Source organism: Pseudoalteromonas sp. 2CM39R, assembly GCF_023161845.1.
In genome coordinates, this window is sequence record NZ_JALNTM010000033.1 from 1 (window position 1) to 13,940 (window position 13,940).

The 13,940-nt window shown below is 43.9% G+C and carries 13 protein-coding genes, 1 tRNA gene and 1 riboswitch; of the genes, 3 read left to right on the top strand and 11 right to left on the bottom strand.

From position 1 onward, the window contains the following. Window position 1 precedes the first annotated feature (1 nt). Window positions 2–74: transfer RNA gene (locus MTF66_RS35485), tRNA-Gly, on the bottom strand. 354 nt (window positions 75–428) lie between these two features. After that, window positions 429–974, bottom strand: a complete 546-nt coding sequence (gene orn, locus MTF66_RS35490; RefSeq protein ID WP_054554138.1) for an oligoribonuclease — start codon at window positions 972–974, stop codon at window positions 429–431. Window positions 975–1,096: 122 nt separating this feature from the next. On the opposite strand from orn, the gene rsgA reads away from it, so the two are divergent. Together rsgA and asd are read left to right on the top strand one after the other, a co-directional pair. Next, the gene (gene rsgA, locus MTF66_RS35495; RefSeq protein WP_248530102.1) at window positions 1,097–2,155 is read left to right on the top strand and encodes a small ribosomal subunit biogenesis GTPase RsgA; all 1,059 of its coding nucleotides are present in this window, start codon (window positions 1,097–1,099) and stop codon (window positions 2,153–2,155) included. A gap of 18 nt (window positions 2,156–2,173) precedes the next feature. After that, entirely contained in the window at window positions 2,174–3,040 is an 867-nt protein-coding gene (gene asd, locus MTF66_RS35500) for an archaetidylserine decarboxylase (protein ID WP_248530103.1), read from the top strand. Between the two features lie 74 nt (window positions 3,041–3,114). Here the strand turns inward: asd and MTF66_RS35505 are convergent, their stop codons facing one another. From MTF66_RS35505 to MTF66_RS35540, 8 genes are all read right to left on the bottom strand, one after another. Beyond that, window positions 3,115–3,870, bottom strand: a complete 756-nt coding sequence (locus tag MTF66_RS35505) for a HesA/MoeB/ThiF family protein (RefSeq protein WP_248530104.1) — start codon at window positions 3,868–3,870, stop codon at window positions 3,115–3,117. 1 nt (window position 3,871) lies between these two features. Continuing rightward, window positions 3,872–5,395 (bottom strand): thiamine phosphate synthase, encoded by a 1,524-nt coding sequence (gene thiE / locus MTF66_RS35510; protein ID WP_248530105.1) that lies wholly within the window; start codon window positions 5,393–5,395, stop codon window positions 3,872–3,874. Window positions 5,396–5,410: 15 nt separating this feature from the next. Beyond that, window positions 5,411–6,193, bottom strand: coding sequence for a thiazole synthase (locus tag MTF66_RS35515; RefSeq protein WP_248530106.1), 783 nt, complete (start codon window positions 6,191–6,193; stop codon window positions 5,411–5,413). A 1-nt stretch (window position 6,194) separates the two neighbouring features. Then, window positions 6,195–6,392: a sulfur carrier protein ThiS gene (gene thiS / locus MTF66_RS35520; RefSeq protein WP_248530107.1), complete on the bottom strand. Its 198-nt coding sequence runs from the start codon at window positions 6,390–6,392 to the stop codon at window positions 6,195–6,197. Window positions 6,393–6,400: 8 nt separating this feature from the next. Continuing rightward, complete coding sequence (locus tag MTF66_RS35525) at window positions 6,401–7,405, bottom strand: FAD-dependent oxidoreductase (RefSeq protein WP_248530108.1); 1,005 nt, start codon at window positions 7,403–7,405, stop codon at window positions 6,401–6,403. A 66-nt stretch (window positions 7,406–7,471) separates the two neighbouring features. Further along, window positions 7,472–9,424, bottom strand: a complete 1,953-nt coding sequence (gene thiC / locus MTF66_RS35530; protein WP_248530109.1) for a phosphomethylpyrimidine synthase ThiC — start codon at window positions 9,422–9,424, stop codon at window positions 7,472–7,474. Between the two features lie 145 nt (window positions 9,425–9,569). Then, a riboswitch (TPP riboswitch) is annotated at window positions 9,570–9,671 on the bottom strand. Between the two features lie 64 nt (window positions 9,672–9,735). Next, window positions 9,736–10,137: an META domain-containing protein gene (locus MTF66_RS35535; RefSeq protein WP_248530110.1), complete on the bottom strand. Its 402-nt coding sequence runs from the start codon at window positions 10,135–10,137 to the stop codon at window positions 9,736–9,738. Between the two features lie 124 nt (window positions 10,138–10,261). Next, window positions 10,262–10,651: a thioesterase family protein gene (locus tag MTF66_RS35540; RefSeq protein ID WP_054561129.1), complete on the bottom strand. Its 390-nt coding sequence runs from the start codon at window positions 10,649–10,651 to the stop codon at window positions 10,262–10,264. A 123-nt stretch (window positions 10,652–10,774) separates the two neighbouring features. Between MTF66_RS35540 and MTF66_RS35545 the strand changes: the two genes are divergently transcribed. Next, on the top strand, window positions 10,775–12,874 hold the full coding sequence (locus tag MTF66_RS35545; RefSeq protein WP_248530111.1) for a TonB-dependent receptor: 2,100 nt from the start codon (window positions 10,775–10,777) through the stop codon (window positions 12,872–12,874). A 77-nt stretch (window positions 12,875–12,951) separates the two neighbouring features. Here the strand turns inward: MTF66_RS35545 and epmA are convergent, their stop codons facing one another. After that, a complete protein-coding gene (gene epmA / locus MTF66_RS35550; RefSeq protein ID WP_248530112.1) occupies window positions 12,952–13,926 on the bottom strand; it encodes an elongation factor P--(R)-beta-lysine ligase in 975 nt (324 codons plus the stop codon). Window positions 13,927–13,940 lie beyond the last annotated feature (14 nt).

Below are 13,940 nucleotides of genomic sequence, written 5' to 3' on the forward strand. Positions count from 1 at the left end.
GAGCGGCACACGAGGCTCGAACTCGTGACCTCAACCTTGGCAAGGTTGCGCTCTACCAACTGAGCTAGTGCCGCTTTAAATTAGTCAGTAATTTGTCCGTTGGCGCACAACCTGAAGGTTGCGGTGAAACGTTCTGGCAACTGAGCTAGTGCCGCATTCAAAAGTAGTCAGTAATTTGTCCGTTGGCGCACAACCTGAAGGTTGCGGTGAAACGTTCTGGCAACTGAGCTAGTGCCGCATTCAAAAGTAGTCAGTAATTTGTCCGTTGGTGCACAACCTTGAAGGTTGCGGTAAAACGTTCTGGCAACTGAGCTAGTGCCGCAAATTTCAACTATAAAAGTTTAGCTAAAGACACACTAACCCCGCGGGGGTTAACGTCTTAAGCGGGGCAGGATTCTACAATAATCCGATGTGTTTGCAAATGTTTTTTACAAATTAAAGAATTTTTCTTGGTAAACCTTTAATTCCATGATCGAATCTTTGATATCGTCGAGGGCTAGATGTGAACCTTTTTTGTTCACTTGCGCTAATACGTCAGGTTTCCAACGACGTGCAAGTTCTTTAACTGTACTCACATCAAGGTTACGGTAGTGAAAGTAGTCTTCCAATTCAGGCATGTACTTATTCATAAAACGGCGGTCTTGGCCGATAGAATTACCACACATAGGTGAAGCACCCGCAGGTACCCATTGCTTTAGAAATGCCAATGTTTGATCAATAGCATCTTGTTCAGTGAATGTGCTTGCTTTACAACGAGCTGTTAAACCAGATTGACCGTGCTGAGTCGTGCACCACTCGTCCATGCCATCAAGCAGTTCATCGCTTTGATGAATAGCAATAACAGGGCCTTCAGCCAAGATGTTTAAATCACTGTCGGTGACAACAGTGGCAATTTCGAGTATTTTATCTGTTGCTGGTTCGAGGCCTGTCATTTCCAGGTCGAGCCAGATAAGATTTGATTTATGAAAAGACATAGTTACCTTAGCGGTGCTTTCCTTTAGATCCAACGCATTTAGATATATCATATTAGTATCATCAGTCGACCTAAAGCTTTTTTTTCAAAAAGCCCGACATTTACTCAAGTTATAGGCCAAAAGTGGCAAAACAAAAGAAATTAAGTAAAGGCCAATCGCGTCGAATTAAGGCCAATCATCAAAAACGCCTCTCTAATGCAGACAAAAAGCAACAGAAAGGGGCAACAGTGCAATGGCAAAATGACAATTTAGGCCCTGCCGAAAATGCGGTTGTGATCAGTCGATTTGGCCAACATGCCGATATCGAAACCGAGTCAGGCGAAATACTACGCTGTAATATACGCAGAACTGTATCGAGCCTTGTATGTGGTGATGAAGTTATTTTTCGCCGTGCAAAAGTTAGCGAAGGCGACTTAGCTGGCGTTATTGAAGCAACCCATGAACGTCGCTCACAACTAACGCGCCCTGATTTTTATGACGGGGTGAAAGTCGTCGCTGCCAATATCGACCAAATTTTAATGGTCTCTGCGGTATTGCCTGAGTTTACACCAAACATTATCGACCGCTATTTAGTTGCCTGTGAAGACATGGGGATTGAGCCTATTTTAGTGCTTAACAAAATAGATTTAATAGACGATGAAGGCCTTGCTTTTATTGATGAAATTCTCGATATCTATCGTGAGCTAGGTTATCAAGTACTATTAGTCAGTAATAAAACCGGTCAAGGCATTGATGAGCTTAAACAAAAACTGGTCGATAAAAACAGCATTTTTGTTGGTCAAAGTGGTGTGGGTAAATCAACCTTAGTGAACACTGTACTGCCTGATGCTGACATCTTAACCCAAGAAGTATCTGAGAACAGCGGCCTTGGTCAACACACAACAACCGTATCGCGATTACACCATTTACCAAGTGGTGGTAACCTAATCGACTCACCGGGAATTCGTGAGTTCGGCTTATGGCATTTAGATGTTGAGCGCGTTACATGGTGCTTTAAAGAGTTCCGTGATTTTATTGGTGGCTGTCGTTTTCGCGATTGTAAGCATTTAAACGATCCTGGCTGTATAATTCGCCAAGCTGTTGATGATGGTGAAATTTCAGAACTTCGTTTTGACAGTTACCACCGAATTTTAGAAACTATGGCCGACGGCCGTGCTGGTGCACGCGCTCCTCGCGTATAACTATTTAGGAAATAACAAGTGAGTTTAGATAAATTCAAAATTGCTATGCAATATGCCATGCCAAAACATTTCATTTCGCGCATGGTTGGCAAGTTAGCAGCAGCAAAAGCGGGTGGCTTAACAACGGCCTTAATTAAATTGTTTATCAAACAATATAAAATTGATATGAGTGAGGCTAAATACCCAGATCCAGCTCATTACAAAACTTTTAATGAGTTTTTCACTCGCCCATTAAAAGAAGGTATTCGTCCACTTGCTGAAGAAAGCGACATTATTGCTCACCCAGTTGATGGTGCAATTAGCCAATTAGGCGATGTAGTAGACGGTCAAATCATCCAAGCAAAAGGCCATGACTACAGCTTACAAGCACTCCTTGGTGGCAAAGAAGAAGACACAGCACCGTTTTTAGGCGGTAAGTTTGCAACTATTTATTTAGCGCCTAAAGATTACCACCGTATTCACATGCCTATTGATGGTACGCTGAGCAAAATGATCTACGTACCGGGTGATTTATTTTCGGTAAATCCGTTAACAGCGCAAAATGTACCTAACCTATTTGCTCGTAACGAGCGTGTTGTGGCTATCTTCGAAACAGAAATTGGCCCGCTAGCTATGGTACTAGTTGGTGCGACAATTGTTGCTAGCATCGAGACTATTTGGGCAGGCACAGTAACGCCACCAGCAGGTAAAGATGTATTTAGTTGGAATTACCCAACCACAGGTGACAACGCGATTACCCTGAAGAAGGGTGAAGAAATGGGTCGCTTTAAGTTAGGCTCGACCGTTATTTTAGCCTGGGGTGCAAATCAAGCTGAGTTCTTATCAGATCAACACCCAGAAACAGTGACCCGCATGGGCACACCATTTGCGAAAATTAACGACTAATAAGTTCAATTAAGTACAATTAAGCAAACCACTTGAGCAATAGTGGTTTGCTTAAAATTCATTATAAACCGCGCCTACACCCCACGATTACACTCCGAGCACTCACTGTCTTTTTGAATATTAAAGCGCTGCTGCATTAGTGTTAGCCCATCAAATTGAATAAACTCGCTACCCGTTTTATGGCCAAGCAATATATTGATAGCCAATAAACTTTGCATGCTGCCCATAACACCTAGTAACGGGCTCAACACCCCAGCATTGTCACAATTAAGTGCTGTTTGCTCCTGCGTTTGCGGGAATATACAACCATAGCAAGGGCTCTGCTCATCACGAAAATCAAAACTCATCACCTGCCCCTGCGTTGCAATGGCAGCAGCTGATACCAGTGGGATAGATTTAGCTAAACAATAGCGATTAACCAAATAGCGGGTAGCAAAGTTATCACTGCAATCAAGAATGATGTCAGCACCTTCAAGTAGTTCAGCACAGTTACTTTCATCAAGCTTTTGGCATATAGGTTTAACCGTAATTTGATTATTTAAACTGCTTAACACCTTGGCAGCCGCCTGTGTTTTTGCCTGCCCCATGTGGTTTACTTTATAGAGTATTTGTCGCTGTAGATTTGAAAGCTCAACTTTATCGTCGTCAATCAAAGTGAGCGTTCCGATTCCTGCAGCCGCTAAATAAAACAGTGCTGGTGAGCCAAGCCCACCAGCTCCGACAACCACAATATGTGCAGTCTTTAACTTTTGCTGCCCCGCAAGCCCCACTTCTTTTAATAGCAAATGGCGGCTATAACGAATTTGCTCTTTGTCGCTTAACGCGCTCATATTATGGCTGACCTTCGACCAGCTGTTTTAACTTGGCAATGGCGGCTTGGTAGTCTTCGGCTTCAGTAATCGCACGTACTACGGCAACACTGCCAACACCCGTACTCGCAACCTGCTCAGCACGCGATAAATCAATCCCGCCAATTGCGACCGTTGGATAATCGGCCATTAACGGCACAAATTTTTCGAGCTTTTCTAAGCCCTGAATTTGCCCCGTCATGTCTTTGGTGGTGGTTGGGTAAATAGCGCCAAACGCCATATAGCTTGGTCTGTAATTATGTGCACGCAGCATCTCATAAAAGCCATGAGTCGAAACACCTAAGCGTAATCCTGCCTCTTTTATGGCAATTAAATTAGCGGTTTGTAAGTCTTCTTGCCCTAAATGCACACCATAAGCGCCGTGCTTAATCGCCAATTGCCAATAATCATTGATATACACCTGCGCATCGTACTTCTGCCCCAGCATAACCGCACTTGCAATCGACTCATCAAGTGCTGCATCGTCTGCATTTTTCATTCTTAATTGAACTGTTTTAACCCCTTCGGCTAAACACTTCTCTAACCAATCAACCGTATCTACAACGGCATATAGCCCAAGCTGTTTAGAGTCGCACTCGGCAAAACCTGCTGCCATGGTAAAGTCAACCGGGCAATCAAAGTCGAGCTCATCACCCAGCCAACTTCCCGCCTCGATGACTTGTGGGTAATCTGCTAGATTTGTTGGAAAGCAAGTGTGTGCAACAGGTCCAATCCCTTCACCATATCGAACGGCTGCTTTTAATCCTTGGTTGATATAGCCTTTCGCTAAAATAAAGGCATCTTTGAGTGGATACTGTTTGGCTAAACACGCAGCAATCACAGAGGCCATACTGCATCCAGTACCGTGACTATGCGGAGTTTGAATTTTTTCGTTACCAAGCCAATATTCCTGCTCACCTTGCACGCAGTAATCAATGCAATAGCCACTTGGGTAATCCCAATGACCCCCTTTGATAATCACCGCTTTTGCACCATAGCCGGTTAACTTTTCTGCGGCCTCTTTCACTGCGCTTGGGCCAATCAAATAAACACCGGTTAATAACTGCGTTTCGTGGGTGTTCGGTGTTACTACATCGACTAATGGCAATAAGCACTCTTTGATGGCACTAACGGTATCTTCTTCTGTTAATAAATCACCACTTGAGGCAATAGCAACAGGATCATAAACAACTAAAGGCGGCTCTGCCCAAGTTGCTTTGTAATGTTTTAAATGCTCACTAATAAGCTGTATTTGCTGCACATTGGCAAGCATACCAATTTTAATCACGTTGGCAGGCATATCACTGGCTAAGGCTAATAGTTGCGACTCAATCACTTCTGTTGAAATCGGGTTAAGCGCTTCTACACCTAAACTATTTTGTGCCGTTAAAGCAGTAATAACCGTACAGCCATGTACATTAAAACTTTGCATTGCCTTGATATCGGCTTGAATTCCTGCACCGCCGCCCGAATCTGAGCCAGCTATGGTCCATACAACCTGATTCATGTTATTCCTCACATTTTATTCTTGATGCCAAAATGGCATTCCGAGCGTCGGCGTTGATGGGCTTGCTACGTCTTTTTCTGGCATCGCTTTAGCCAAATAGCTATATCGCCCCGCCTCAACCGCACTCTTAAACGCTTTACTCATCGTTACTGGGCAACCTGCACCCGCAATTGCCGAGTTTAATAATACGGCATCATACCCTAATTCAAGCGCTTGGCAGGCATGAGATGATAAACCTAAGCCTGCATCAACAATTAAAGTATGGTTTGGCAAACGCTCACGGATCATTTTTAAGTTGTAAGGATTCAGCAAGCCTTTACCCGTGCCAATCGGTGCGCCCCAAGGCATTAATACTTCGCAGCCTAAATCAGCGAGGCGCTGACACAGCACTAAATCATCTGTGCAATAAGGCAAAACTTTAAAGCCATCGGCCAATAAAATTTTAGTGGCTTCGAGCAGTGCGATTGGATCGGGCTGTAAATTATATTCATCACCAATTAGTTCTAACTTGATCCAGTCAGTGGCAAATACTTCGCGGCACATTTGCGCCAAGGTCACTGCTTCTTTTACGCTATGGCAACCCGCCGTATTTGGCAGCACCTTTAACCCGGTGTTTTTTATCAATTGCCAAAAATCATCACCCGCAGCAGCGCTTTGCTGACGTCTTAATGAAACGGTGACAATCTCAGCCTGTGAGGCCATTATCGAATCCTGCATAACACTAGGTGAAGGATACAATGCTGAGCCTATCAGTAACCGACTCGTAAACTGCTCACCATAAACCGAAAAACTATCCATCTTAGCCTCCTTGAATTGGCGACAATAACTCAATGCTGTCGCCTTCGTTAAGGGTTTTAGCATCGCACTGGCTGCGCGGTACAAAGTCACCATTAACGGCAACGGCAAATGGTGGTCTTGCGCCAAACTGGCTCAACGCCTGAGTGAGCGATGTATTCTCACTTACTGAAACTAACTGACCATTAATTAAAATATTCATTTTTATCCTTAAGCAATTAAGCTCACTGCATCATCAACCACTTTAGGTGCGAGTAGATAGCCATGACGATACAAGCCATTAATACTGATCACTCGACCTTGCTTTGTGACTTTCGGGCGGTTGTCTGCAAACGCTGGACGAAGCCCAGATTGCAAGCTCTCGATACGCCCTTCAGCAAAGCCGCTATGCACCGTATAAGCAGCAGACAATAACTCCAGCGCCGAGCGCACGGTGACTTTACCGCAGTCTTGCGATTCGATTTCAGTCGCACCAATCACAAATTGATGGTTTGGCTTAGGAGCAATATAAATTGGATAACGCGGATGCATCAGCCGTATCGGTCTGGTTAGGTTCACCTCTGGTGCATATAAACGTGCCACCTCCCCTCTTACTCCACGCAGTAAGGGTTCAGCCTGTTTTGCACCTAAACCGCGACAATCAAATACATAATCATAGCTTTGCCCATTCACTTGATGGGCGTTCAATTCAACTTTACAGCCAAAGTTAAATTGCACTCCTTGCGAGGTAAGCTTTTTAAAACTAGCGCTATAAAATGCTTGATTATCGAGCTGCCCTTCACAAGGTAAATACACACCTTGATGGAAACGCCCAGCTAGTTCTGGCTCAAGATCAGCGATTTGAGTGCCAACCAATGCCTGTGCCTGATAGCTTTCAAGTGGTTTTAAGCGGCTCACAAAACTTTGCAAATCGCCCTTATCTTGCTGATGAGCAACCACTAAGCTGCCTGTTTGTTGAAAATACACAGCGTCATCGAGCTCACTTAAAATTTGCTGCCAACGCGTGATGCTATTAAGTCCTTGTAGGGCTAAATCCTGTTCACACAGTACTGATTCAGCTAGGGGTGCCAACATCGCTGCAGCAACGCTACCGGCACTGTTGCTAGCATGTTCATCATCTTGCTCAAACACACTTAACTGATGCTCTTTAGCAAGTGCTAATGCAGTTAAACGGCCAGTTAAACCAAAACCCAGTATCGCTATCTTTAATGACATAAATTTTCTAGGCTCTAGGCCCTAGGTAAAAACCCAGAGCCTATCGCTGATGCCTAGCTCCATCAATTAAACTGCTTTGTGGTAAATCTCAGAGCCTGTTTTTTTGAACTCGTCTGATTTCGCTTTCATTTCGGCTTCAACATCGACCATTTTGATTTCGATAGCATCACCTACGTTATTCGGATCTATGCCTCTTGCCTCAAGATCTTTGGCGTAATCACGCACTTCTTGAGTGATCTTCATCGAGCAGAACTTAGGGCCACACATAGAGCAGAAATGTGCAATCTTGCCTGATTCTTGTGGCAGTGTTTCGTCGTGATATTCGCGGGCGCGTTCTGGGTCTAAACCTAGATTAAATTGGTCATGCCAACGGAACTCAAAGCGTGCTTTTGATAATGCATTATCGCGCTCTTGCGCACCCGGGTGGCCTTTTGCCAAATCGGCTGCATGAGCAGCAATCTTGTAGGTGATCAAACCTTCTTTAACGTCTTCTTTGTTTGGTAAGCCTAAATGCTCTTTAGGGGTTACATAACAAAGCATGGCGCAGCCGTACCAAGCAATTTGCGCAGCACCAATACCTGATGTGAAATGATCATACCCCGGTGCAATATCCGTGGTTAATGGACCAAGCGTGTAAAACGGTGCTTCTTCACAGTGTTTAAGCTGCTCTTCCATGTTCTCTTTGATCATATGCATTGGCACATGGCCTGGGCCTTCGATGAACACTTGCACATCATGTTTCCAAGCAAGTTTTGTCAGCTCACCTAAAGTACGTAATTCGCTGAACTGGGCTTCGTCATTTGCATCGGCGATAGAGCCCGGACGCAGACCATCACCTAATGAAAAACACACATCATACTGTTTTAAAATTTCACAAATTTCTTCAAAGTGCGTGTATAAGAAGTTTTCTTTATGGTGCGCTAAACACCATTTCGCCATGATTGAGCCACCACGGGAAACAATACCGGTAACACGCTTTGCCGTCATCGGCACGTAACGCAGTAATACTCCAGCGTGAATGGTAAAGTAATCAACACCCTGTTCTGCTTGTTCAATCAAGGTATCGCGGAAAATCTCCCACGTTAGGTCTTCAGCCACACCGTTTACTTTTTCAAGCGCTTGGTAAATTGGTACGGTACCAATTGGCACTGGCGAATTACGTACCACCCATTCACGGGTTTCGTGAATATAGCGACCCGTTGATAAGTCCATTACCGTGTCGGCGCCCCAACGAGTCGACCACACCATTTTTTCTACTTCTTCTTCAATTGATGAAGTCACCGACGAATTACCAATATTCGCGTTCACCTTAACTAAGAAGTTTCGGCCAATGATCATCGGCTCAGTTTCTGGATGGTTGATGTTGTTAGGAAGCACGGCGCGGCCACGGGCAATTTCATCACGCACAAATTCAGGGGTAATAAAATCAGGAATACTAGCGCCAAACGATTCGCCTTTGTGCTGGGCCGCAAGTAACTCTTCACGAACTTTAGCGCGTCCCATGTTTTCACGAATTGCGACATATTCCATTTCAGGCGTCACAATGCCTTGTCGCGCATAATGCATTTGGGTAACGTTTTTGCCTGCTTTTGCACGGCGGATCTTTGGTAGATGTTCAAAGCGGATATGGTCTAACCCTTCATCTGCCATTCGCTGTTGAGAAAATTGTGAAGTCACTGAGTCTAAAATTTCAGTGTCGCCGCGGCTTTCAATCCACTTTTCACGGTATTTCTCAAGGCCCTTGCGCACATCAAGTTTAAAGTCGGGGTCAGTGTATGGGCCCGAAGTATCGTAAACACGAATTGGCGCATTAGATTCAAATACTGGGTTTTCTTCTGTACCACCGATAAAGGTATCGCTGAGAGTGATTTCACGCATCCCTACTCGTACATTGTCTTGTGTACCTTCTACATAAACTTTATGAGAATTAGGAAACGGTTGCCCCGTTAAGTTATAAATATAATCTGATGCAGCCGCGCGGACTTCGCGGCGAGATGGTTTAGTTGTTGTGTTTGACATGACTTACCTCATTGCTTTAAGGGTTGTCTTGTCAGATATTGCAAGTGCAATAGAGAGTGGCAAACGCCATTGGATCGTCAATAAGCTAAGTGCTTACTAGTGCAGCCTGTGCCGCTTATGCCCCAAAAATTTGGCGCACAAGCGCCCAGTGAGGCAGCTTGTTCCCTACGCAGGTGTTAGCCTGATCAGGTTCACGGATCCCGCTTTCGCGATCTCAGCCTTATTTAAGGCACTCCGACAAGTATAAATTCGTTTCTTTTAAAACGCCCTGAGTGTACGTCAGTTAAAAAATTGCTGCAACCTCAGCCACTTTAGTTTTTTGCAATGAAGGTAAAATGGTGCTCGCCTTGTAGGGTAAGTTTCTCACCAGTTAAAGTAATGGCTGCGCCTTCTTTTAGCACTGACAGTAATTGCTGCTCAAGCGCATCAACTTGCTCACCACATGATTTACGTGTCATACCTAATTTATTTACTGTAAGCGTATCTTCGCTTAGCGCGCCTTCGCCAAAAAACTTATTACAGCCAGCAAAGCCGTTAACCTGCATCGCTTCGATAAAACGCAGCGAGGCTGTTTGGGATACTGGAATGGCTAAGCCATTTACTTTTGATAATTGCCACTGTGTATATTTTAATTGCTCACTAGTGACTTTCCCTGTCGATGAGCAGCCCATGCAAAATAATACTAAAAGAAGGGACAAGGCTACTAACTTCATAATTTTTTACGATTCGAATTTCAATGTAGTAATAATAACAACATTTAACGCAATTAATCGTTAAAAAAACATGTTTTATCTGTAAAAAATTGTTCTAAGTTAGCTTTTTAAATAACAACGCAGACTATTTGAATAAGTTATCGACTTCTTCTGGTAAAAAAGGACGACCTTTTTCATTTACCGACGTGCCAATCACCAAAGCTTGCAGCATCACTTTATCGTCATGTTTACGATACACAGTTTGCCTAAAAGCAAACTTTAAACGGCTGATACGCTCAGGCTCAACGGCAACGTAAAACTCATCGCCCGGCACTAGTGATGCCTTGTAATCCATTTCGCTTCGCAGCACGACAAGGTTTACTTTTTCTCTTGCGAGCTTTGCAAAATCGATACCTTGAGCATGTAAAAACTCATGGCGAGCATGCTCTAGGTAATTAAAATAAACACTGTTATTAACAATGCCTTGTAAATCACACTCATAATCACGCACTTTAAAGTCTACTTTAAAGGTCATAGTCGTATTCCTAATCAATTTACGTATAATTGCCTGCGTTTATACCATAAAAATTGATTTTATAGCCATTTGGCTAGCTAGGTTGCTAGAATAGCAGTCCCGAAAATGGAGTTAAGAATCCGCATGAAACGACGTTTATCATTATTATCTGCTGCCATCCTGCCTTTATTTGCAGCATCTTCGATTGCTTACGCTGAAGACGGTGATCTAGAAACGATTGAAGTTACCGGTGATTTCAAAAGAGAAAGCATTCAAACCCTTAGTGCCAGCGCAAGCTTGTTTTCTGATCATGAAATCAATCAACGTGGTGCAAAGTTTTTAGATGAGATGCTTGCTAGTGCAGCGAATGTAAACTTTACTTCTGGTGCATCTCGTGGTCGTTTCGTGCAAATTCGTGGTGTTGGTTTACGTTCACAGTTTGTTGACCCTATTAATCCTTCGGTTGGCTTAGTGATCGACGGTATTAACTACTCTGGTTTAGGCGGCAGTTCACTGTTATTTGATATCGACCAAGTTGAAATTTATCGCGGCCCACAAGGGACTCGCTTTGGTGCTGATGCCTTAGCTGGCATGATTCAAATGGAATCTGCAACACCCACTCTTGACCCAAGTGTGAAAATACAATTAGGTGCGGGCAACTACAACAGCTATGAAACAGGTATTGCTGCAGGTACGGGTATTACCGACGACACAGCAGTACGTGCCAGCATTTATCAACGTGAATCTGATGGTTATGTAGAAAACCGTTATTTAAGTGAAGATACCCAGCAACAAGATGAGCTTGTTTCTCGCTTTAAGTTACATAGCCAATTAACTGATCACCTACGCACAGAGCTCAATGTACATTACATCGATATCAATAACGGCTATGACGCCTTCACACTAGATAACAGCCGTTACAGTGTTGCTGATGAGCCAGGCCAAGACAACCAAGAAAGTATTGCGGTTGGTTTAGCAAACATATACACCGGCTTTGACTTTTTTGATGTTAGCCTAAACCTATCTGGTATCGACAGTGAGCTGTTATATAGCTTTGACGAAGACTGGGTGTGTAATGATGAAGCTCAACCGGAGTTATGTGCTGCAGGCTTGCATGAGTGGGGTTATAGCTCAACAGATACTTACTTTCGCGATCGCCAAGATCAGGCAGCCGAACTACAATTTAGCGGCAAGTCTGGTGAATGGGTTGCCGGTATTTACTACCAAGGCCGCGAAGTTGACTTAGAACGCCAATACACTTGGCTTGCGCAACCATTTGCATCAAATTATGAAACCAGCAATATTGCTGCATACGGTCAATTAGCAACGCCTATCGGCCCAAAAACAACTTTAATTACAGGTCTGCGTGTTGAACAGTATCAGGGCGACTACACCGACAATAACGGTTTTATTGAAGAAACCGATGATGTAATGGTGGGCGGTAAGCTTGCACTTGAATACCAAGTCATTGATCGCACTATGATCTACACCAGCATTACTCGTGGCTATAAGGCTGGCGGTATTAACTCTGAAGCTTTAGCTAAAGCAAAAGACGAAGGCTTAAACCTAGATGCTGATTTCTTTGCTAATCACACATCATTTGCCCCTGAATACCTATGGAGCGGTGAATTTGGTGTGAAAGGCAGCTCTTTAGACGATAAGTTTGTGTTACGTCTTGCCGCTTTCTACATGTACCGTGAAGATATGCAGCTAAAATCGTGGCAAGTTGAAGGCCAAAAATTCACAGGCTATATCGATAACGCAAGCTCTGGTGAAAACTACGGTTTAGAAATTGAAGGCAGCTTCCAAGCAACTGACAATTTACTACTAACAGGTAGTGCAGGTTATCTACATACAGAAATCAATGACTTTGTTGCGCAATCAGGCCTAGATCAAGATGGTCGAGATCAAGCACAAGCTCCTAAATACCAATATGCATTCACTGCGCGTTATAACTTTACGCCAGCACTTTACGCATCAATTGGTGTAGAAGGCAAAGACGATTACTACTTCTCTGATAGCCATAACTCACAAGCACCAAGCACTAATTTAGTGAATGCTTCATTTGGTTATGAAAGTGATAATTGGAGCATTAATGCATGGGCACGTAACTTATTTGACGAAGACGTACCAACTCGTGGTTTTGAGTTTGGTAACGACCCTCTAGATGGTTACACCACTCATACATACACACAACTTGGCGAACCAATGGTTGCCGGTGTGACATTTATTTACGAGCTATAAGCAATTAGGTGCTAGGTTTTTTTTACCTAGCACCCTAACACCTAGAGCCTAGAGCCTAGAGCCTAGAGCCAAATAAGTTAAGCCCTTTCTACATCAAAGGCGAGTACGTCTTTAATCTTTTGCTTATTCGTTGCCAGCATAATGAGTCGATCAATACCCAGTGCGACACCCGCACATTGTGGTAAGCCATGTTCTAGTGCAGCTATTAAGCGTTCATCCATTGGCACTTGCTTTAATCCATTTGCTTCACGGTACTGATTATCTTCACTAAAACGAGCGGCTTGCTCTTTGCCATTGGTCAGCTCATTAAAGCCGTTTGCCAGTTCCATATTTTTAAAATATAACTCAAAGCGCCCTGCTACTCGCTCATCGTGCTGACAAATTTGGGCAAGCGCTGCTTGCGAAGCTGGAAAATGATAAACGAAACAAGGCTTTTCTTGGCCAATCGTTGGCTCAACCTTCATACAAAATAACAGCTGCAACAAGGTATCGCGATGTGTTTCATTCGCGGCAATATCGGCAAAGCCCAGCTCTGTTGCTAGTTGCTGCAATGTGCTGATATCAGCAGTTAAAGGATCAACACCTAAGGCGTTCATAAAGGCTTGCTGATAAGTGAGTCGCTCTGCGCTTTCTACGCCGAGCACCAATTGCATAAGCTCATCCATTTCATCCATAAGCGCAAATTCATCAAAACCCGGACGATACCACTCAAGCATTGTAAATTCAGGATTATGATGACTACCCGCCTCTTCATTACGAAAAGCTTTACATAGCTGGAAAATAGCTCCAGAGCCTGCAGCAAGTAAACGCTTCATGGCAAACTCAGGTGACGTTTGCAAATAAAGTGGTAAGCCACCAGCATGACCAGGACCAACAAACTCGGTACTAAATGTCGCTAAATGCACATCGGTTACACTGGCCGCACTTAAGCTTGGCGTTTCAACCTCCATAACATCACGTGCATAAAAGAACTCGCGAATACGGCGGATGATAGCGGCACGGTGGCGTAAAGTTTCAATATCGGCGCTTGGTTGCCAAAGGACATTAGACATAGTGTTTCCCAAAA